The following is a 22,692-nucleotide window of genomic DNA, read 5'->3' as shown; positions in this document are numbered from 1 at the left end:
TGTAAATACATAACCATCAATTTTTGGCAATTAGGATTTAACATGAAAGAAGCCTTTTCCACCGATACTACATATGAAAGGAAGGGTTCACATGCTCTTGATTAAAATTAGTACAATTGGTCTTTTACTGTTTCCTGTGATGAATGGTCAAGATCAATTACATATTCAATTTCAAAATCATGCGCCAATTTCTATAGAACGAAATTCATTGAATACACCATTGGTAGATGAACCAATAATGGACGAAAAGCAATATGAGGAATTAGTTTCAGAAGTGCAAAATCGGGTCTATACTCCTCCTCAGAATGCTTATATCAATGAGAATAATCAAATTATTTCAGAAAGAGCCGGTTACAAACTTAATGAACGGAGATTTCGTGAGCTGGTTCATTCCTTCTTCTTTTCTAGAGGGTCAATCAATACGGAAGCACCCCTTATGACATTACATCCCAAAGTCGATAGTGAGATCCTTGCGCACATCCGAACACAGCTTATTGGAAGATACGTCACATATTTCAATAAGCATAATGAGGAACGGACTCAAAATATAGTTCTAGCTACCGAAAAGATCAATAATACGGTTGTGTTCCCTGGAGAAGTGTTCTCCTTTAATGGTGTGGTAGGAAGAAGAACGAAAGAAAAAGGATATAAAAAAGCCCCCGTGATTGTAAAAGGGGAACTTTCAGAAGATATAGGGGGTGGGATTTGTCAGGTATCATCCACTTTATTTAATGCCGTCGACCAGGCAGGTGTAAAAATATTAGAACGGTATCATCATTCAAAGAGGGTTCCTTACGTGCCTATGGGCAGAGATGCTACAGTTAGCTGGTATGGACCCGACTTCACTTTTAGAAACGCATATAACCAGCCACTGCTCATCCGTGCAAAAGTAATTGGCGGGCAAGTTATCACTTCGATTTATTCTTCCGATCTAATCAATGTGGAAAAAAGAAAGGTGCCTAGCGCTTCACAAAAATCATCTACGGAGAAAGATGTGGGAAAATTTATTCAAGAATAGTGTTATGAAAATGCACCTCCTAATTCATGAGGTGCATTCTTTATTAATGGTATTCTAGAAATTCAATTCGATTTCCAAATGGATCTGAGACGAAGATGCGATTCCTACCGTTTATCGGTGTATCTTCTTTTATCCTGATACCTTTCTCTATTAGGCTACTTCTAAGTGCTTCTAAATCTGTAACAAGTAATCCCGGGTGTGCTTTTGTTGCTGGCACAAAATCATTTTGTACCCCTACATGAATTTCTTGTGGTCCATATTGAAACCAGCAACCGCCTCTCCCTTGAAGATTTTCAGGTTTCGGTATTTCCTTCAGACCAAGAACTTCACCAAAGAACTTTCTAGCTTCCTCTTCGCAGCCTTTTGGAGCAGCAAACTGAATATGATCAATACCTTTGAAAATGATGCTCATCCCCTCCCCCTATGATCTTACTCATTTATTTTACCATAAAATTCAATTTAATATAAAAATGGAAAACACCTGCACAAACAAACAGGTGTTTTCCCAGTCATTATTATTAAAGTTGCTTGATCCCATCCATCACTGTGGATAATAACAGATCCAGATCTTCCTCTTCTATGTTTAATGGTGGTGATAAGGTAAGCACATTATTATAACCAGCGACTGTAGCCCCATTTTTCCCAATGATTACACCTTTTCGCTTACAGTATCCAATCACCTCATTGACCTTCGATACGTCTAAAGGTTCTTTTGTTTCCCTATCACTTACCATTTCAATTCCAATTAACAGACCCTTCCCTCGAACATCTCCAACATATTGATGATCTTGTAAATGATTTTTCAACGTGTTCAATGCCTTTTCACCAAGATCAGCGGAGCGTTCAAAAAGCTTCTCTCTCTCCATGATTTCAATGTTTTTCAAAGCAAGGGCACATGCTGCAGGGTTTCCACCGAATGTATTAATATGACGGAAGTAATCATATTCCTCAGATCCTTTAAACTCTTCATATATCTCACGCTTCACGGCTGTTGCTGATAGCGGAAGATACGCACTTGTAATCCCTTTTGCCATTGTGATGATATCCGGCTTCACATCATAATTCATGAAACCAAATGGCTTGCCTGTACGTCCAAAGCCACAAATCACTTCATCGACAATCATAAGTGCTCCATGCTTCTCACAAACTTCTTTCGCCGCTTTCATATATTCATCTTGTGGAACGAGTATCCCACCTCCCGTGATGATCGGTTCCATGATCAACGCAGCCACTGTTTCACTTAATTCCCAGGTCATTGCTTGATCAATTGCCTTTACTCCAGGAAGATCATGTGGACTTTCCCCCGATGTTTCATCGCGATAGCTATCAGGTGGAGCGATATGGATAAATCCAGGAGCTAAAGGCTCATACTTATATTTCCGCTGAGCCTGACCTGTTGCGGCCAGGGCCCCCATGGAATTCCCGTGATACCCTCTATATCTGGAGAAAATTTTATACCTTCCGTGTTCCCCTTTTTGCTGGTGATACTGCCTGGCAATCTTAAAGGCGGTTTCATTGGCTTCTGATCCGCTGTTGGAAAAGAAAATGACATATTCATCCCCAAGTAATTGATTTAATTTCTCTGCAAGCTCAATAGCCGGCTGATGACTCTGAGTTAGTGGAAAGTAAGCCATTTTTTTAAGCTGTTCATAGGCTGCCTTTGCTAATTCCTCTCGACCATATCCTACGTTTACGCACCATAGCCCTGCCATGCCATCCAGAAATTTTTGACCATCCTTATCTGTAATCCAGGACCCACCAGACTCTGTTACGACCATTGTTCCATCGGGATTGTATGGTTTCATGGAATGCCAAATGAGCTTTTCATCATTCCTTAACCATACATCCTGAGATTGACCTGCTTTCACCATGAAAGTTCCCCCTAACTCTGATTAAAAATCAAATCGAGAAGTGATCATTTTCTTCCTAGTATAGAAATTTACTCCGTCTTTACCGTTTACATGCATATCCCCATAGAAAGAATCCTTCCACCCTGAAAATGGGAAGAACGCCATTGTCGCAGGAACACCAACGTTTATACCCAGCATTCCGGCGTCTGCTTCTTCTCTGAACTGACGGACAGCCTTTGCATCTTTTGTGTAAATCGTAGCACCATTTCCATATCTTGATTGACGAATATAATCAAGTCCTTCATCCAAATCCTTGGCTCTTAGTAAACTGAGGATAGGGGCAAACATTTCTTCTTTTGCAATGGTCATATCCGGTGAAACATGGTCAAAGATGGTTGCACCCAAGAAGTTTCCTTCCTTGAAGTCATCCATTTCTTTACGCCCATCTCGTATGAGGGATGCACCTTCCTGCAGTCCTTTGTCAATATAACCCAGTGTCTTCTCTCGATGTTCTTTTCGAATGACGGGAGTGAGAAGCACTTCTTCGTCCATTCCGTTACCAATACATAATTCATCTGCTTTTTTACTTAAAGCTTTAACAAACGGTTCATTATCCCCCACAACCACTACGGCACTGCACGCCATACATCGCTGGCCGGCACTGCCAAACGCTGAACTGATAATATGCTCAGCCGCTTTATTCATATCTGCATCAGGCATGACAACATGATGATTCTTCGCCCCGGATAATGCCTGCACCCTTTTCCCATGAGAGGCAGCCTGTTGGTACACATATTTAGCCACCGGTTGAGACCCGACGAAGGATATAGCTGCGATATCTTTATGCTCGATCAACCCATTTACGACATCATGTGCACCATGCACGACATTTAATACACCATCGGGCATTCCTGCATCTGTTAATAACTCTGCAAGCCTATTGGCTAAAATAGGGGTTCTTTCAGATGGCTTCAACACGAAAGTATTTCCACATGCAATTGCAAGCGGGAACATCCACAGGGGCACCATCATAGGAAAGTTAAAGGGAGTGATCCCCCCCACTACACCAAGTGGATATCGGAACATCTCTGAGTCAATATCCTCTGCAATACCACTCAGCGTTTCACCCATCATTAAAGTCGGTGCACCACAAGCGAATTCCACACACTCAAGCCCCCGCTGTACTTCACCATACGCCTCTTTAAATGATTTACCATTTTCCTGTACAACCAGTTTGGCCAATTCCTCATGATTGTCAGAAAGTAAAGAATGGTATTTATAAAGAATACGGGCACGTTTTGGAACCGGCGTCTTCTTCCAGGTTTGTGAAGCTTGTTTAGCAGCTTTCACAGCTCTAGCGACGTCTTCTTTAGTAGAAACCGGAACTCTTGCAATCTCTTCATTTGTAGCAGGATTCACTACTTGTAACGTCTGTGAGCTAAGAGAATCAACCCATTCACCTCCAATGTAATTCTTTAATACAGCTACGTCTTTTTTAATGATTGTCATATTCAGTTCCTCCTTATTTTTTCATCTGATTTTTCTGTGTGGTGTAGAACCTGTCGTATAGTTTATAGTTTTATTATGAAAGAAATTGTTAGTGGTTTCATTAGACATTGTGTAAAAGAACCTGACTTCTCAATTTTACATTTTACAATTAATTAATCTCCGACTTTTCCAAAGATGTAAGCGGTTGCAAGTAATCATGGGCAGCAAGGAGAAACTCGATGGCCACACGTTTATCAGAGGTCATGAAATCATCTCCAAGTAAATCTTCAATTTTTTTGAGTCGATGGTAGAGTGTTTGTCTTACAATAAATAGTTGTTTGGATGTTTCCTGTTTTGATCCCTGACATGCAAGGAAAACCTTCAACGTCTTCAATAGACTGCCATCATGTTTACGATCATAATCCAGGAGCGGTGTTAGGTACTCTTTGATCATTTCCCACAGATTAACATTGTTGTTAACGATTGAAATCAGTCTGTATAAATGCAAATCATCAAAGAAAAAGTAGGCTCTTGAAGCATCCACCTTTGACTGAAACATGAGACTATCTTTAGCTGTTTCATAGCTCTTGTGAATTTCCATCGTCTCCATTTGGTATTTACCTGTTGCAAATACTGTTTGTGAAGAATCTCTAAAGAAATCAGACTGAAGAATCTTTTCGTAGGCAGTGGTGACTCTCGATTTCCAATCTCCTGTGCTCCTTGTGTCCAGAAGAATGAAAATGATATCATTCCCTACTCTTTCGGGTAACACTCGAAAACCCTGTTGTTCAAAAATACTTCTGGTTACAAGGTTAAAAAAGGTAAAATCAATCGGCTCTTGTTCATTCAGTCTATTCGTCTGGCAAATACAGACGACTCCACCATTGACCTGTACTTTTAAGCCGGCTAAAAAAGCAGAGAGTTTCTCATAGGACTGTTCTCCTTTTAACCAACAGGTAATCCATTTGGAGTCTTCTAACCGCTTTTGCTCGTTAAAATACAATTCTCTCATTAAATACTGGGCTAACGCCGTTGATGTTCTGTCCAATATGAGAAGCTCATATTCACTGAAAGGATGATCGCTTCTGTATATACATAACTCTGCGTATTCCTGGTCAAATAGAATAACTTTAGTGGAGGCAAAATGGGGATTAAGGGAATCTTTATGACTGTGATAACATTTTCGTATTCTCTCTTCATCCGGTGAGCACATGAGCGGATAGATTTCCACCTCTTGTTCTTTCAACTGAAATAGTACAGGTACAGTAAGCTCCTTATGTAAAGCCTGAAGAAGCTCTCTGAAGTGATTAACGACGAGCAGCCTTCTATTTAACTCCTGTGCATATGAATCCAGTTTTTTTATCATGTCATATTGCTGATTGATTAGTACGGAGTGAATATCCTGAGTAATACTAACGAACGGAACTTCCCTTTCGAACACAATAATAGGAAAATCAAATGTATCTGCACACTTTAATACAGAAATCGGAATCGTGGAAATATTTGTATCAAGTTCAATGCAAATGGCTGCTGCTTCACTCTCGATTAACTGTTGAAGGAGTGAAAGAAATGTCTCTTCCTCCTGTAAAGCGATTCCTGTAGAAAGGATCAGTTCATTTCCGTTAAGAAGATTTTTTATTGATGTTACTTCGACTACATGGACCCACTTCACCTGACGGCTGAGACCATTATGCCCAGCAATCACTTTAGCATGTTCAAAGTATTTTCTTACTAGAATATCTTCTACTGAGAAATAGTAATTACTTTTCATTTTTCTCTCCTTATGTTCTGCCTTGGGAAAATGGAGAAAAAGGATTGGCAGAACCAATCCTTCATTTTGCTTTTATTCTTCTATAGAGGGGATTGCAAACTGGATTTCTTCACTCCACCATTTCATTATTTCTTCATCTGATAGCTGTTGTGAAGATAAGACGGCTAACACCCAATCGATTAACTCATCAGACGTTTGCATATTTCCCGGAAAAAGTGTCAGTTCCTTTCCTTCATGCGGTCCCATAACGTCACTCATCCAAGTTTCCCCCTTCAACTATTAGTTTTGAAGTAATAGATTCGAAAAATATTTTCGTGCATTTGCCGTTTTCACATGAAGAGTGGCACTTCTTTTATTTTCAGTATGCTTAAACAGAACAAATGCCCCACTTAGGTTCTCTGTTATTTTCTCAATTTTAAAGCCTTTTTGAATGAGAAAATCAATCTTATCGCGTTCACTTAAAAACTCTTGATAATCAGACATGATGACACCCTTTCTAACGTATCTTCGGATAAGAACTACCTTGCTTCATGATTTAATGAAAACCATTCCATTTAAGAAAAACTTGTGCCTGTTGGGGATTCTTCTGAGACAATGACTTCTTCGACTTGAATTTCCCAATCGCGACCGACAGACAATCCAAGATATTTCTCATCACTCGGATCAATTAGTTCTGCCTGCTCGTATTTCTTAAACCACCAGAATTTAGCCAATACATAATAGCTAAGAGCTCCAACCCCGAAGCCGACTAAAAATGAGAAGTTTGGAACGTAATAGGAGGCGACTCCTCCAATAATCCATGAGATGAACCCTGCAAGATTCACTCCATTCATATACTTGAATTGTCCTTTGTCTTCATATAATGCAGGTACATTGACTCTTCGTTTCCTGATAAAATAATAGTCTGAAATCAAAATTCCTACGATGGCTGACAAAATGCCTCCTACGAAAAGTAGAACTGGAATGATTACCCCAAAAAGGTTCCATGGTTGTACGATCGTACCCACAATACCAGCGGTGATGACCCCTGCCCAGAACGGGAATTTGGGTCCCCCGACATTAGAGAATATTGTTGCAGCTGGAACGATATTCGCAGCAATATTTGTTGACCATTGAGCCAGGACGATCATCAGAAGAAGGACCCCTAAAACGAATCCGCTCGCTGCTTCTTGAAGGGCGACAACGGGATCATAATTTAAAACGGCAATATATGAAATCCCACCAATTAACACCATAAATGATTGAGTAATAGGGAGAGCTACAAGGTTACCAATTAACGAACTTTTGTTTCTCTTAAACCAATTCCGCTCATTTTTTGGAGCTTTCATGAATCTGGAAATGGACGGAATATCAGCAGATAGTGTGGCCCAAAATCCCATATTACTAAAGATGACTACCAGAAATGCCGTAAACGTGGCAACACCTGTTACCGGACTTTCAACCCAGCTCCAAATGTCTCTTCCTTGAGAAGCAGCTGATTCAGATAAGGATGAATACATCCATACAGAAATAAGAATGATGACCGGTGCGGCAAGGTCGGCAAATCTTTCCACCGCTTTAATCCCAAGAGCTGTATTCACTAATTGGAGTACCGCAAAAATCACGAAACAAACAAACCAGTTATCAAAACCAAATAAAATATTTAATATCCCGTTCATCGCTGTTGCACCAAAGTAAGTGTTTATTCCAAACCACATTGATGCAGCCAGACCACGAACTACAGAGGGAATATGGGTTCCCAGCGTTCCAAAAGGTGCTCTCATATATACTGGAAATGATACCCCATGCTCAATCCCAATATCCCCGGTTAATGTAATAAATAGACCGATCGCAAGAGACCCAATAATGGTGGCCAGCACAACAAGGGGTAGAGGTAGGGATACGACGCCGGCTCCCCCAATGGCAAAGGTTGCAAGAACAACAACCATTCCAACCCACATAAATGAATAGCCAAGCTTGGTGATTTTTCTTTCGCTCTCTTTAATCGGTAATAAATCCGGAGACTTTAAATAACTTTTCTTCATCTTGAACACCCCTTATTTGATTTGCTTCGAATGGCAAAACCAATCTTTGACAAGAGAGGCCAGAGGAAGGCAGTCTCCCCTCCTCTTAGCAGGAGTTGTTCTACAGTTAAGATGCATTATTTTCTAAAGTTTTTAAGACTTAGAGGATTGAAGTGCTTCACTCTCTTCACTTGAAATAAGCTCACCGTATTTTGCTCTCTTAATATACTTTCCGGTTCCCAGCTTACCGACGAACTGTTTGTCTTTAATGACATATTCACCCCTGGACAAAACAGAAACAGGTTCACCTTTTATCTTCATGCCTTCAAACGGGTTATAATCTGCTGCCATATGATGAGTTTCAGCAGAGATTACTCTCTCAGCATTTGGGTCGAAAATGACCACATCAGCATCAGAACCTACAGCAATGGTTCCTTTCTGAGGATAAAGACCAAACAGCTTTGCACTACGCGTAGACATGATATCAACAAACTGGTTTAAGCTTATCCGCCCTTTTTCAACTCCTTCTGAGAATAATATGGATACACGGTCCTCAACAATCGGTCCGCCATTCGGGATTTTAGTGAAATCATCTTTCCCAAGATCTTTTTGCCCTTGGAAATCAAATGAGCATTGATCTGACCCTAATGTTTGCAGCTGACCACTTTTCAAGGCATTCCAGAGAACATCTTGATGCCACTTCTCACGAAGGGGAGGAGACCAAACGTATTTAGCTCCCTCAAAGTTCGGACGTTCTAAATAGGTTTGATCAAGCACAAGATACTGTGGACATGTTTCTCCCCAAACATTCAATCCTTTACTCCTTGCTGCTGAAATCTGCTCAACGGCATCAGAACAGGAAACATGCACAACATATAATTGGGAATCTGCCAATCCGGTTAGTTTAGCTGCGCGGCCTGTCGCTTCTCCCTCCAGTTCAGGAGGTCTCGTAAGCGCGTGATAAATTGGTTCCGTTTTCCCTTCCTCTAAAGCCTTTTCGGTTAAATACTCAATAACGTCGCCATTCTCTGCATGTACCATTACGAGTGCTCCTAATTCCTTCGCAGCTATTAAGGTTCTAAATAGCGTTTCATCGTCTGCCTGGAATACATTTTTATATGCCATAAAGACTTTGAATGATGTAATCCCCTCTTTATCCATTACCTCAGGAAGCTGTGATAGAACATCTTGATTTATTTCCCCTATCATTAAATGGAAACTATAATCGATCACCGCTTTATCCTTAGACTTCGCATGCCATGTATCAATTGCATTTTGAAGTGGTTCTCCCTTATTGGTCAAACAGAAATCAATGAGTGTCGTCGTTCCTCCAAACGCTGCTGCAATGGTTCCACTCTCGAAATCATCCTTTGATACCGTCCCACCGAAGGGCATTTCCAGATGAGTATGGGGATCGATCCCACCTGGAAAAATGTACTTTCCTTTCGCGTCAATAATTTCCGCATTGCTAGTATCAAACCCTTTACCTATAGCTGAGATTTTCCCATTTTGTAAAAGCACATCCGCTTTATATGTGTCTGTTGCCGTAACAATGGTTCCATTTTGAATAATTTTATTCATTTCCATACCTCCAGAATTATTTCGCCGCGTTTACTTTAGCTTCGGATAGGTTACCTACTACTGCCTGACGTTCATTCCATGTCATTGGCATATGGCCACTTGGAACCTCTATCATGTCAATAGCTCCATCAACCGGACATACAATCGAACATAAATTACACCCGACACAATCTTCTTCCCGCACTTTTAAATAGCTGTTTCCTTTAGGGTCTTTCAGCATGTCAATGCATTGATGAGAAGTATCCTCACAAGCAATATGACACTTATTACAGTTAATACAAACATCCGTGTTGATTTTTGCCACAACACTATAATTAAGATCAAGATTTCCCCAATCAGAAAATCTCGGCACTGATTTCCCGACGATATCCTGGACTGAAGCAATCCCTTTTTCATCCAAATAATTATTTAAGCCATCAAGCATATCCTCGACAATTCTAAAACCGTGATGCATAGCAGCAGTGCATACCTGAACCCCCGATGCTCCCATAAGCATAAATTCGACGGCATCCTGCCAATTGGAAACTCCTCCCATTCCTGAAATCGGAACGTTGATCCGTGGATTTCTGGCGCATTCTGCAACCATGTTCAATGAAATTGGCTTCACTGCAGGTCCGCAATAACCTCCATGAGCACCTTTTCCGGCTACATGAGGAATGGTATTCCAAGAATCCAGATCAACACCTGCTAAACTGTTGATTGTATTGATCATACTTACTGCATCCGCTCCACCCCGGACAGCCGCTTCAGCTGTGACAGTAATATCTGTAATGTTTGGTGTCAATTTTACAATTACAGGTGTCCTGGCCACCTCTTTCGCCCAAAAAGTTTGTTTCTCGACGAGTTCTGGTACCTGACCGGACGCAGATCCCATTCCCCGTTCAGCCATTCCGTGTGGGCATCCAAAATTCAGCTCTAGCCCATCAACACCGACGTCTTCAACCTTCTTTACGATTTCATGCCACTTTTCTTGTTTAGGCTCTACCATTAATGATGCAATGATTGCATGATTCGGAAACCGTTTTTTTGTTTCATAGATTTCCTTCAGATTCACTTCTAATGGTCGATCGGTAATGAGTTCGATATTATTGAACCCTGCTACTTTTTGTCCATTAAAACTTACAGCTGCGAACCTTGAAGATACATTTATAATGGGCTCCCCTAACGTTTTCCATACTGCACCGCCCCAACCTGCCTCGAATGCTCTTTGTACCTGGTATCCTGAGTTCGTTGGTGGTGCGGACGCCAGCCAAAATGGATTTGGTGATTTTATTCCTGCTAAATCAATGTTTAAATTTGCCATGAGTTTCCCCCCCTAGGACAATCTTAATTCAAGTGGACATTAGCCAATTGTGCGTGTAAATGATAGGCGGCAAGTTTTCCTTGCTCTGCAGCCGTAACGACCATTGCCTCACCTACTCCCTTTCCAAAAACAACGTCTCCACAGGCGAAAATCTTTGGATTAGAGGTTTGGAAGGTGTCTCGATTAACCTGTACAACACCGTCTGAATGCTCCAGTCCAAATTGTTCAATAAGTGATAGATGACGAGTTTGGCCGATCGCCTTAATGACAGCGTCAACAGGAAGCACAAACTGTGAATCTTTGACAGGAATCGGACGTCTTCTTCCATCTTCACCAGGCTCTCCTAACTTCATCTTGATGCATTCGATCCCCGTTACTTCTCCCGCATCATTCCCTATAATTCGCTGAGGTGCCGTTAGCCAGCGGAATTCTACGCCATCCTGTTTTGCAAACTCGTATTCAAAATCATAAGCCGTCATTTCTTCCTGAGTACGTCGGTATAAGATTTTTACATTGTCTGCTCCTAAGCGGACGGAACAGGTGGCTCCATCAATGGCTGTATTTCCCGCCCCAATCACCACCACTTTTTTGCCTACATAGTCTTGCGTCAGCCTGCCACTTTTCGTTGCCTTAACAAATTCAATGGCGTCATGAACACCTCTTAAGTCTTCTCCTTCAATTTTCAAATCCGGAACATGGGACATTCCTGCTGCCAGGATGACAAAATCATGGGTCTCTACGATTTCATCTGCAGATATGTCTTGACCAACTTTTACATTGGTTCGAATATCGACATTCAATTTCTTTACCTGCTCCACTTCCCAGTAAGATATGCTCTGAGGTAGTCGGAAAGATACGATTCCATAAGTATTTAAGCCTCCAGCTTCATTTTCCGCCTCGTATATTGTTACTTCATATCCTAAGCGTGCAAGTTCCCTTGCAGCCGATAGGCCGGCTGGTCCCCCTCCGATAATCCCTACATTAATTCCGTTTGGCTCCCCTGCTTCAAATAGCACTGTTTCGTTATGTCTTGCCCAATCTGTTGCATATCGCTGCAGATCACCAATCATGATTGGCTTTGTAGAATGATTCAGTACACAAGCCCCTTCACAAAGCTCATCTGTCGGACAGACACGTGAGCAGCTCGCACCCACTGGATTTGCAGACATGATTGTTTTTGCCGATCCTTTCAAGTTCCCGGATGCAATCTTTTTAATAAATGAAGGTATATCAATGCTAGTGGGACAAGCTCTTATGCACGGAGCATCATAACAATACAAGCAGCGGTTTGCTTCCTCCACTGCTTCCCTATTGGTCAAACCCTCATTGGCTTCAAGAAAATTATTCTCAAGATTGAGTAACGAAAGTGTGTTAGACAAACTGACTTCCCCCTCTTTATTTCCAATTATTTTCCATTACCTATTAAACACACCATGGCCGACAATGATGGTTCACCGTCAGCCTCAACTTATTAAGGAAGTAAAGCCGTCATATCGTTATAAGTTTCAGGCCTGCGATCTCGATAGAACTGCCATGTATCCCGGACTTCACGTAATAGCTTCTTATTCATTTCACCGATAATGACCTCATCACTATCTCTGCTTCCAATGGAAACAAAGCTGCCTCTTGGATCGACTAAATAGGACTGTCCGTAAAATTCACCCATATTCCAAGGACCCTCAAAACCAACACGATTAATAGCTCCTAAGTAGTAGCCGTTTGCCACCGCATGGGCTGGCTGCTCAAGTTTCCATAAGTATTCAGATAAACCAGCTACGGTTGCAGAGGGATTGAACACAATTTCTGCCCCTTTTAAACCTAATAAGCGGGCACCTTCCGGGAAGTGACGGTCATAACAAATATAAACCCCTACTTTTGCGTAAGCAGTATCGAATACCGGGTACCCGAGGTTTCCTGGTTTAAAGTAATATTTCTCCCAGAATCCGTAACCTTCCTGTCCAACCCCAACATGTGGAATATGCTGTTTTCGATATTTTCCGAGATAGGATCCATCTGCATCTATGACGGCTGCCGTATTATAGTAAGTAGCTATTCCTTCTCTCTCATAGATTGGTAGAACAATGACGACACCCAACTCTTTGGCTAACGCCTGAAACTGTATTGTGGTAGGGCCATTTGGTATTTCTTCAGCAGAGTCATACCACTTTGGATTTTGTTCGGAGCAAAAGTAAGGACCATAGAATATTTCCTGTAAACAAATGATTTGAGCTCCCTTTTTTGCTGCATCTCTTACCAGTTCCACATGTTTCTTGATCGCTTGCTCCTTATGGACGTCTACCCCTTCACTTCCATCTACATCATGAGAAGCTTGAATAAGTCCAATTTTAACCAAGTCTGACATTTTATTACCCCCTACACAAATAGATTTTATAAAATAGTAAGCGCTTTCATTTTTTTTGCTCCATTGGTCCACACTTACTAGATTTCACTAACCTGAATAAAAATCTGAATTTTAAGTATTTTCACTTTATTTTAACTCGTACATTTACAGAATGCACTATACATTCTGTAACACTAACTACGTCCCTAATTTGTCATTATGTACATTCAATAAAATGAATGGTTTCTCTTAAGGTAGCATACTTCCATTACGAATTTTGTAGAATGATTTGTTTTAATCTTTAAAAAATTCAGTTTTCAATCGACAAATAATACAGACCTCCCTCATGATTCATTCCTGCTCATTCCTAAAGGTCTGTGCAAGACCATTTGAACTTATCCTAAAAAAAACAGCCTTCTCTACTTAAAAGGCTGTTTTTGTCGATAATCGTTATGAACTTACTGACTTCATCTCTAGTAATTGTTTCCTGAGTGGTCTGTATTTTACTACTTGTCCCACAAACCAAATCAAGACAGCGAACCAAATGGCGGAACCAATCATCATGGCTGTTGAATAGGGAAGACCAAAACCTTCTGGAGCGTAAAAAATATACGAGCTTACAACTCCTGTCATAAACAATGCAGGAATACTGCAAATCCAGTGGAATCTTGCCTGTTGTAATAAATAAATGGCAGCAGTCCACAACATAACGGTTGCTACTACCTGGTTGGACCATCCAACATATCTCCACAGGAAGGTATAGTCAATTTGAGTAAGTAAAAACGTAGGGACTGCCACCGGAATAACTAACAAGACCGGCAGCCATTTCCCTTCAACATCTTTCTTACGTATATCATTAATTAAATCAGCAAGCATCATTCTTGATGATCTTAACGCAGTATCCCCTGTTGTGATTGGAAGGATGATTACACCCAGGACGGCTAGAACTCCACCTAACGTGCCTAACGTCGTTTTGCTGATTTCATTTACCACTCCAGCAGGTCCGCCAGCTGCCAATGCTTCTTGAAGTCCAGCTGTTCCATTAAAGAATGCCATACCTGCTGCAGCCCAGATCAATGCAATGATTCCTTCAGCCACCATCGCTCCATAGAATACTTTTCGCCCTTCACTTTCTTTTTTTAACGTTCTGGCTAAGATGGGACTTTGAGTGGAATGGAATCCAGAGATTGCCCCGCATGAGACGGTAACCATTAGCAAAGGCCACAAAGGTAAATCATTTGGATGTAAGTTTTCAAATGTTAGATTTGGGACTGGATGTTCAAAGAAAAACAACCCAATTCCAATCGCCACTGCCATAAAGATAAGGATGGCTCCAAAGAACGGATAAACCTTTCCAATAATCTTATTAATCGGTAAGACAGTCGCAATGAGAAAGTATGTAAAAATAATGACAAGAGACGTCATAAAATTAAGCGGTGTCACCTCTGCCATTAGTTGTGCAGGGCCTGACGTAAAAGCGGCGGCTACGAGAATCATCAGCACAATTGATAAAATGTTCATAACGGATTGTAGAGGTTTACCTAAATATTTTCCTACGATTGAAGGAAACTGAGCTCCATTATGCCTTAGAGATAACATTCCAGAAAAGTAATCATGAACCGCTCCAGCAAATAGGGTGCCAATCACAATCCATAGGAATGCTACAGGTCCATACAAAGCACCTAAAATTGCCCCGAAGATCGGACCTAACCCCGCAATGTTTAACAATTGAACCAGGCTTGCTTTCCACCAGCTCATGGGCATATAGTCTAAGCCGTCCTTCTTTGAGTATGCAGGAGTCACATTAGTATCATCAATACTGAAAATCTTCTCTACCACCTTTGAATAAATGAAATAACCTACTACTAGAATACAGATGGATGCAAGAAATGTTAGCATCACGATGTCCTCCCTTCAGTAAATGAATTTATCGTTTATTCTAATACGACAAACGACAAATAACAACAGAATTTTCTAAAAATATTATTAATTCCGAATAAATAACTAAATTAAATTTGTACTTAAGTCTGTTATTTCAATGATGTAAGTGATTACATTATTTGAAAAAAGTTTTATAACATAATACATATGTAGAGAATCATTTTGCTTGAATCAACACTCTTTTTTAAAGAAAGAGCAAAAATAAAATACACCCCTTAAAAGAGGTGCATGAAACATACTGGAAGCTACTGTACTTTTCCTTTTACAAATTCTTCATGAGCTTTTAAAAATTCTTTATTATTCCTTTCCCTTGCAATATCCAATGGAGTACGGTCATTTCCTGGTATTTCTTGTCCATCTCCGTGAGCCAGTAACAGGGCTACAATTTCTTCACTTCCGTCGAAAGCAGCAATATGTAACGGTGTGTGCCCTGATGAATCGGGTTGATTTACATTCGCTCCTTGTTTTAGTAAAAATTCCAACAGTTCTTTAGAGGCTTTCCCGGCTATTCCAGCATGTAAAGCCGTATTAGAAGGAATGTAAGAAACTTTCGAATTTGAGAAGGAATTGATATCCGCACCAAAATTCAGCAGAAGCTCAACGATCTCCCTATGACCAAAATGTGCAGCCACCCCTAATGCTATTAAACCTTGTTCATTATCTGCGTTGCAAAGATTTGTATCATTTCTCAATGACTGCTCTACTGTTTCTTTGTCACCTTTTTCGATTGCTTCAAAAAATTCTTGAATGGTTATTGATGTCATCACACTCACCTCATTTTTACATAATTACAAATATTCTATCAATTATAATCAAAAAAAGATAGGGATGACTCCTAAAATAGGGAGTCATCCCTATAAAAAAATTACTGATCCAGTTTTAATTTAGCCAATGCGTCGGCTAATGCAGTGTTGACCGGCTCATCTTTCTGCTGTGTTTTCAAATACTTATTTACATCCCTTTTGGTTGCTTTGCTATTCTTTTCTTTTTTTCTGCGATCATTAAAGGTTGAAAGTTTCTCTCTATGTCCGCACACACATGTGAACATCTGCCCTTCCCCTTCTCCTCTTAGATCTAATCGTTTATGGCAATTAGGGCAACGCGCGTTCGTTTTTTTGCTAATATTTTTCCGGTGACCGCACTCGCGATCTTGACAGACCAATTTCTTACCATGCTTATTCTTTATTTCCAGCATGAGATTCCCACAGTCAGGACATTTCGTTCCAGTTAGATTATCATGAGAGAATTTCTTAGTAGAGTTTTTAATTTCATTAACCGACTTATTTGTATAATCTTTAATCTCTTTTATAAATTCTTGTTTATTTAGAGATCCATTTGCGATTTTTTCAAGCTTTTGCTCCCACTCTGCTGTAAGGCTCGGGGATTGTAATTCAAGAGGTGCCAATTCCAATAATTGCTTTCCTTTTGACGTAATAACAATTTCTTTTCCTTTCGGTTCAATCACTCCTGAGTTAAAAAGCTTTTCAATAATATCTGCCCTTGTCGCAACTGTACCCAGTCCCCCGGCTTCATGTATGGTGTCAAGTAGATCTTTGTTGCTTTCTTTCATGAATTTTTTTGGGTTTTCCATTGCGGATAGAAGTGTTCCTTCATTAAAACGGCCGGGAGGATTGGTTTGCCCTTCTGTTTCTTTTATTGCCAGAACAGCAAACATACCCCCTTCTTCCATTTTTAACAGCAATTGATCTTTTTCTGAATCAAAATCATATACTTCTTTCCATCCGATTTCTACAATCCGCTTTCCTTTCGTCTGAAAGGTTTCAGTACCAATCGAGGCTTCTACAGTCGTTTGTTCATACAGATGTGGAGGATAGAATACAGCTAAGAAGCGTTTCACGACTAGATCATATATCTTTCTTTCACGGTCCTGTAACCTTTGGAGGAAAGGTGTCTCCTCCGTCGGTATAATGGCATGGTGATCCGTCACCATTTGGTCATCAACATATGCTTTTGAAAGTTGTTTTGAACTCTGCAACGCTAGATGAGCCATTTTACGATAAGGTTGTACGCTCACTGCTTTCAATCTGTCCTTCAATGTAGCGACCATATCGCTGGATAAATGTTTACTATCTGTTCTTGGATAAGTTACTAATTTATGTTGCTCGTACAATTTCTGCATAATGGATAGTGTTTCTTTAGCAGAGTAGCCAAAGATTTTATGGGCATCTCTTTGCAATTCTGTTAAATCATATAAAGAAGGAGCGTGATTTTTCTTTTGTAATTTTTTTACTGACTGAATAGTGATTTCCTTTTTGTCCTTCAATAATTTCATGACGCTTGTTATTTCTTCTTTCGAAAATGTTTTCGTATCTTTATTTTTACGGTTTGACCAAATAAACGTACCGCAATCCGTTGTAGCCTGTATGCCATAATAAGTTTGTGGTTTAAAGTTCCTGATTTCTTCTTCCCTCTGAGCAATGATGCTTAACGTAGGTGTTTGGACACGTCCACATGATAACTGTGCATTGTGCTTGGTAGTCAAAGCCCTGGTTGCATTCATTCCCACATACCAATCGGCTTCAGATCTCGCTTGGGCAGCTGCATATAGGTTTTCGTATTTTTTAGCATCTCTCAGTTTATTGAATCCGTCTTTTATTGCCTTATCGGTGACAGATGAAATCCATAATCGTTTCAACGGTTTATTTACCCGGGCTTTTTCAATGATCCAGCGGGCAACAAGCTCCCCTTCCCGGCCGGCATCAGTGGCAATGACGATTTCTTTGACATCCGGACGGTTCATTTGTGCTTTCACTGAGCTAAACTGTTTCCCTGTTTGCTTAATGACTACAAGATTAAGGGATGAAGGGAGCATGGGTAAATCCTCAAGCTTCCATGCTTTGTAGCGGTCATCATAGCTTTCAGGCTCTGCTAATGTGACTAAATGTCCCAGGGCCCAAGTGACGATATAGTCGTTTCCTTCTAAGAATCCATTACCTTTTTTCGTACACTGAAGTACTTTGGCAATATCTCTACCGACAGAAGGTTTTTCTGCCAAGACTAAAATCTTTTTCATATTAAAAATCCTTTCAATACTAGGTGTTTTGTTTCTATATCTTTTCTATTTTAACATACAATAAAATGAATAGTGTTTTAGAGTTCAGGTCCATTAGAGGTTGTACTATACTAAGGGATAGTTAATTTTTCACAAAGGAGCTATAGGACTTTGCAGCATGACATACAAAAAGGTTCCTTTCTTCCTAAAGAAGCTTGGGGCATGATCATCATTATATTTATCACTTTATTATCTAAAGGATTGGGTGCCCTTTACCCTCTGATCGGCAGTTTGTTATTTGCGATTATTATAGGGGCAATTTTTAAGAACACAACCAAACTTCCTTCATCATTCGATCCAGGTATACAATTCACCTTGAAAACACTGTTGAAAGTGGCCATCGTATTTCTTGGTGTCGGTTTGAGCCTGTATGATATCCTTCTTATTGGGCAAAAAGCTTTATGGGTGATATTTTTGTCGGTTTCCATCGGTATTACCGCGACGTATTTCATAGGGAAATGGCTTCGTATAGACAAACTTTTAAGCTTGTTGATAGGAATCGGCACCAGTATTTGCGGGGCTACGGCTATTTCAGCTGTGAAGGGAATCATTGGGGCGAAAGAAAATGAAACAGCCTATGCTTTATCGACTATTGTTTTCTTTAATTTAATTGCTTTTATTATGTATCCAATCATTGGCCATATCCTACACATGTCTGATCTATCGTTTGGCATTTGGGCAGGTACAGCCGTACATGATACATCTTCAGCAATTGCCGTTGGATATGCATTTGGAGATGAAGCAGGAGAGGTGGCAACGACGGTGAAGCTTGCCCGTACATTGTTCTTGATTCCTGTGATGTTTTGTTTACCATTTTTCTTAAGAATGAGAAATGAAGGTAAATCTCGATACAGGAATGCATTCCCCTGGTTTGTATTCTTATTTTTGGCCGTCTCTGTACTACATACATTTGGTTTCATTCCTGAAACGCTCGAATCTCACCTTAAGATTTCTTCAAAATTTATAATCATCATGGTAATGGCAGCAGTAGGTCTTCAAGTGAGAATAAAAGACATTACTCAATTAGGATATAAACCCCTCCTCACTGGCTTAATTGCTTCTATTACATGTGCACTCATCAGTTTATTCCTTATTCTATAGACTAAAAAAAGAGCATCTAGAGAGATGCCCCCTGTACTGTTTACCATCCCTTATGCGATAAATTCCTTTAAACTCTGAAGAAGAAAAAACTAGGAAGAGGCCGTCTTCCTAGTAAATGCTATTCTTCGTCTCCTTCTAAGAAGTCTGGATCTAACTCTTCAAATTCTTCATCATCTAAGTCACAATCCCAGTCTTCATCGTCACAACCTTCAGGATTTACAAGGACACATACTTTCGTTTCTCCTATAACTTCCACTAGGAATTCACGTTCGACGTGAACAATGATTTTGTTACCATTTGGTGAAATAACCGCTTCGCAGCAATTCGGCTGTTGCAGTACGCGAGCACATACTTCAATATCATCTAAGCAATCAGGATCACGGTATTTCAGCTTAATGCAGTCAGTATACTGTACTCTCTCCGTTACAACAGATGTCTTTGTGTTGTCACTGTGGGAGTACCATACGTTAATATCGTATGAACCGTGAATTTCAACCTTCTTGCCTACTTTGTGTGCTTCATACTGATGATTAATGATCCAGCAGCCTAAAATGCTCGATGGATTATGCGGCGGGCTAATCGTATGATGAGACTGTGTGAATTTACGTCCCTTCGCTACGACCGCTTTAGTAATAATCTCTCTATATTCTGCCATTCGAGCGAACCTCCTCATTCATTTTCAATTCATCTTATGCGACTATCTAGGTGTTTGTGCGAGTAAATTTAATTGCATAATGGGATTGTTGCGAGATAATGTATTGTATGCGAATACCCATTGAATGTTCCGGAATGCACTACCCGCCATCATAGAAAAATGGTAAACTAAGATTCAGCAATGAAGTGACAATTTCAAGAGGAGGATGTATTCATGTCAAAAAGCAAAGCAAGACGCAAGAGGGATCATATCCTTAGAAATACGGGCCGGGATTTGACGAAGCTCCGAAGTACCCTACCAGACTTTTCGATAATGGAGCGCACAACTAAAACGAAAAAGGAAACAATAGCAAAAGATCAAACAAAACACAAAAAACGATCTCCGCATGAAAGGGATATTCCTTTAAGCGGCGATCGTTTTTTATTTTCACTATGCACCTATTTACACTATTCTTCTATTAAGAACAGCTTCCAGGAGTTGAGTTTTTCACTTGTGATCCGGTTTCACCACGGAGTAAGTCTCCCCCGGTGGTTTCAATGATATGATCGGTCACATTATTAGAAATAACGGAAGCAACAATTTGCAGTAAATCATTCACGTCCGTTTGAGACTCTTTAAATTGTTGTACGACTGGAATGGCATCGATTTCCCTTTCCAGGTTCTCAATCTTTTCTTCAACCATTTTTAACGCTTCTGTCTTACCATAGTGCTGGAAGTTAACCGCTTGTTTTTGTAAGCTCTTAATACTTGCGATCATTTCACGCACTTTTTGATTTTCGTGAATCTGAGCTTCAGCGCGTTTAAAGAAATCCACTTCTTCTGTTTCAGCTATCATCGTTGCAAGCTCTTCTGCCCGCTTCATAATATCGTCTTTTGTGTACTTTGCCATATTAATTCACCTCTACCGGTTCTTGAAATTCTGATCCAATCAGGCCTTTTTCGACCATTTCCCCATCCAGTGACCACGATTTAGCATCTGTGATCTTAACCTTTACAATTTTTCCAATGGCTGTTTTAGGAGCCTTGAAGTTGACAAGCTTGCTGCGTCGGGTATAGCCGGCGAGGATGTCAGGGTTTTTCTTACTCTCTCCATCCACCAGTACCTCGACGATCTGTCCTCTATAGTTCTTCATCGCTTCAGCAGAGTATTCCTTCACAACGGCATTTAATCGTTGAAGTCGCTCTTTTTTGACTTCCATCGGTACATTGTCATTCATTTTCGCCGCAGGGGTACCTTCCCTAGGAGAATAGATGTACGTAAAAGCCGATTCAAATCCAACTTCCCGATATAAAGAAAGTGTTTCTTCGAATTGCTCGTCGGTTTCATTCGGATATCCGACGATGATGTCAGTTGTAAGAGCAACGTCCGGCATCGCTGTTTTAATTTTCCTTACTAATTCCAGGAATTGCTCACGTGTATACTTACGGGCCATGATTTTTAGAACATCTGTCGATCCTGATTGAACTGGTAAATGAATATGCTCAACCAGATTCCCTTTTTTCGCAAGGACTTCAATTAAATGATCATCGAAATCCCTCGGGTGACTGGTCGTAAATCGAATACGTGGAATATCCACTTTTCGAAGGTCATCCATTAAATCTCCCAGGCCATATTCAAGATCCTCGATATCTTTACCATAGGCATTCACGTTCTGACCAAGAAGAGTGATTTCTTGATATCCCTGGGCGGCAAGGTGTCGTACCTCCTGAATGATTTCTTCAGGACGGCGGCTCCGTTCCTTACCGCGTGTGTATGGAACGATACAGTACGTACAGAACTTGTCACACCCGTACATGATGTTCACCCATGCTTTAATGTTCCCGCGGCGTACCTTCGGAAGGTTCTCGATGACGTCCCCTTCTTTAGACCAAACTTCAACTACCATTGCTTTGGACATATAAGCATCGGAAAGGATTTTAGGAAGACGATGAATATTATGAGTTCCAAAAATCATATCAACCTGCTGATATGTTTTCAGGATTTTATTTACAACGGATTCTTCCTGGGACATACACCCGCATACACCGATTAATAGCTCGGGTTTTTCCCGTTTCAAATGCTTCAGATGCCCTAATTCTCCAAACACCTTATTTTCGGCATTTTCACGAATCGCACATGTATTTAAAAGGATAACGTCTGCATCATCAGTTGAATTCGTCGCTTCATAGCCTAATGCCATGAAAATCCCTGCCATCACTTCTGTATCGTGTTCATTCATTTGACAACCGTACGTGCGAATATAGAATTTCTTGCCTTCCCCTAAACCTCTATATTGATCATCAATCGTAAAGTCATTATGATATTTAATTTCTTCCTTCCCACGCTTTTTGGCGTCTTTTAACGATGGTGGGATATAGACACTTTCAAAGTATTTACTGTAATCCTTTTCGGATTTTTGGTCCGATGGAGTAACAGAATTCGATTGTTGTCCATGTTTTCTTTGCTCTTCGTTCATGAAAAATCCCCTTTCTACCTCTATAACCAAACCGCTTATCTTCTATTATAAACAATCTAAGAAGATATACATTCTTGCACATTATAATAGTATAAAGGTTTTCGAGGCTAC

Annotated in this window: 19 protein-coding genes; 2 read left to right on the top strand and 17 right to left on the bottom strand. The window is 40.4% G+C overall.

The window, feature by feature from the left end:
* The first annotated feature begins 91 nt into the window (after nt 1-91).
* On the top strand, nt 92-1,018 hold the full coding sequence (locus tag F0342_RS08900) for a VanW family protein (RefSeq protein WP_262481681.1): 927 nt from the start codon (nt 92-94) through the stop codon (nt 1,016-1,018).
* Nucleotides 1,019-1,061: 43 nt separating this feature from the next.
* Here the strand turns inward: F0342_RS08900 and F0342_RS08895 are convergent, their stop codons facing one another.
* From F0342_RS08895 to F0342_RS08830, 14 genes are all read right to left on the bottom strand, one after another.
* The gene (locus F0342_RS08895; RefSeq protein WP_149155607.1) at nt 1,062-1,430 is read right to left on the bottom strand and encodes a VOC family protein; all 369 of its coding nucleotides are present in this window, start codon (nt 1,428-1,430) and stop codon (nt 1,062-1,064) included.
* A 106-nt stretch (nt 1,431-1,536) separates the two neighbouring features.
* Nucleotides 1,537-2,889 (bottom strand): aspartate aminotransferase family protein, encoded by a 1,353-nt coding sequence (locus F0342_RS08890; RefSeq protein ID WP_149155606.1) that lies wholly within the window; start codon nt 2,887-2,889, stop codon nt 1,537-1,539.
* A 21-nt stretch (nt 2,890-2,910) separates the two neighbouring features.
* Nucleotides 2,911-4,377: a CoA-acylating methylmalonate-semialdehyde dehydrogenase gene (locus tag F0342_RS08885; protein ID WP_149155605.1), complete on the bottom strand. Its 1,467-nt coding sequence runs from the start codon at nt 4,375-4,377 to the stop codon at nt 2,911-2,913.
* Between the two features lie 148 nt (nt 4,378-4,525).
* Entirely contained in the window at nt 4,526-6,127 is a 1,602-nt protein-coding gene (locus F0342_RS08880) for a PucR family transcriptional regulator (RefSeq protein WP_149155604.1), read from the bottom strand.
* Nucleotides 6,128-6,199: 72 nt separating this feature from the next.
* The gene (locus tag F0342_RS08875; protein WP_149155603.1) at nt 6,200-6,385 is read right to left on the bottom strand and encodes a hypothetical protein; all 186 of its coding nucleotides are present in this window, start codon (nt 6,383-6,385) and stop codon (nt 6,200-6,202) included.
* A 21-nt stretch (nt 6,386-6,406) separates the two neighbouring features.
* The gene (locus tag F0342_RS08870) at nt 6,407-6,610 is read right to left on the bottom strand and encodes a hypothetical protein (RefSeq protein ID WP_113968125.1); all 204 of its coding nucleotides are present in this window, start codon (nt 6,608-6,610) and stop codon (nt 6,407-6,409) included.
* Between the two features lie 71 nt (nt 6,611-6,681).
* Nucleotides 6,682-8,151, bottom strand: a complete 1,470-nt coding sequence (locus F0342_RS08865; protein WP_149155602.1) for an NCS1 family transporter — start codon at nt 8,149-8,151, stop codon at nt 6,682-6,684.
* 132 nt (nt 8,152-8,283) lie between these two features.
* Complete coding sequence (gene hydA, locus F0342_RS08860) at nt 8,284-9,711, bottom strand: dihydropyrimidinase (protein ID WP_149155601.1); 1,428 nt, start codon at nt 9,709-9,711, stop codon at nt 8,284-8,286.
* 16 nt (nt 9,712-9,727) lie between these two features.
* A complete protein-coding gene (gene preA, locus F0342_RS08855) occupies nt 9,728-11,014 on the bottom strand; it encodes an NAD-dependent dihydropyrimidine dehydrogenase subunit PreA (protein ID WP_149155600.1) in 1,287 nt (428 codons plus the stop codon).
* A 23-nt stretch (nt 11,015-11,037) separates the two neighbouring features.
* On the bottom strand, nt 11,038-12,393 hold the full coding sequence (locus F0342_RS08850) for an NAD(P)-dependent oxidoreductase (protein WP_149155599.1): 1,356 nt from the start codon (nt 12,391-12,393) through the stop codon (nt 11,038-11,040).
* Nucleotides 12,394-12,485: 92 nt separating this feature from the next.
* Entirely contained in the window at nt 12,486-13,376 is an 891-nt protein-coding gene (locus F0342_RS08845; protein ID WP_149155598.1) for a nitrilase-related carbon-nitrogen hydrolase, read from the bottom strand.
* A 429-nt stretch (nt 13,377-13,805) separates the two neighbouring features.
* A complete protein-coding gene (locus tag F0342_RS08840) occupies nt 13,806-15,254 on the bottom strand; it encodes a carbon starvation CstA family protein (protein WP_149155597.1) in 1,449 nt (482 codons plus the stop codon).
* Between the two features lie 287 nt (nt 15,255-15,541).
* Nucleotides 15,542-16,060, bottom strand: coding sequence for an ankyrin repeat domain-containing protein (locus F0342_RS08835; RefSeq protein WP_149155596.1), 519 nt, complete (start codon nt 16,058-16,060; stop codon nt 15,542-15,544).
* A gap of 101 nt (nt 16,061-16,161) precedes the next feature.
* Complete coding sequence (locus F0342_RS08830) at nt 16,162-18,330, bottom strand: DNA topoisomerase III (RefSeq protein ID WP_149155595.1); 2,169 nt, start codon at nt 18,328-18,330, stop codon at nt 16,162-16,164.
* Between the two features lie 150 nt (nt 18,331-18,480).
* On the opposite strand from F0342_RS08830, the gene F0342_RS08825 reads away from it, so the two are divergent.
* Nucleotides 18,481-19,470, top strand: coding sequence for a YeiH family protein (locus F0342_RS08825; protein WP_262481680.1), 990 nt, complete (start codon nt 18,481-18,483; stop codon nt 19,468-19,470).
* Nucleotides 19,471-19,588: 118 nt separating this feature from the next.
* Here the strand turns inward: F0342_RS08825 and F0342_RS08820 are convergent, their stop codons facing one another.
* The 3 genes from F0342_RS08820 to miaB all read right to left on the bottom strand — a co-directional run bounded on the left by F0342_RS08820 (nt 19,589) and on the right by miaB (nt 22,581).
* Nucleotides 19,589-20,125 carry an outer spore coat protein CotE gene (locus F0342_RS08820; protein ID WP_113968133.1) on the bottom strand — a complete coding sequence of 179 codons (537 nt, stop codon included), beginning with the start codon at nt 20,123-20,125 and terminating at the stop codon, nt 19,589-19,591.
* A gap of 457 nt (nt 20,126-20,582) precedes the next feature.
* Nucleotides 20,583-21,014, bottom strand: coding sequence for a YlbF/YmcA family competence regulator (locus tag F0342_RS08810; RefSeq protein ID WP_149155593.1), 432 nt, complete (start codon nt 21,012-21,014; stop codon nt 20,583-20,585).
* A gap of 1 nt (nt 21,015) precedes the next feature.
* Nucleotides 21,016-22,581: a tRNA (N6-isopentenyl adenosine(37)-C2)-methylthiotransferase MiaB gene (gene miaB, locus F0342_RS08805; RefSeq protein ID WP_149155592.1), complete on the bottom strand. Its 1,566-nt coding sequence runs from the start codon at nt 22,579-22,581 to the stop codon at nt 21,016-21,018.
* Nucleotides 22,582-22,692 lie beyond the last annotated feature (111 nt).

Source organism: Bacillus sp. CH30_1T, assembly GCF_008364765.1.
Taxonomy (GTDB): domain Bacteria; phylum Bacillota; class Bacilli; order Bacillales; family Bacillaceae_B; genus Rossellomorea.
Note: the sequence above shows the minus strand (reverse complement) of the source record. Positions and strands in the feature narration are given on the sequence as shown.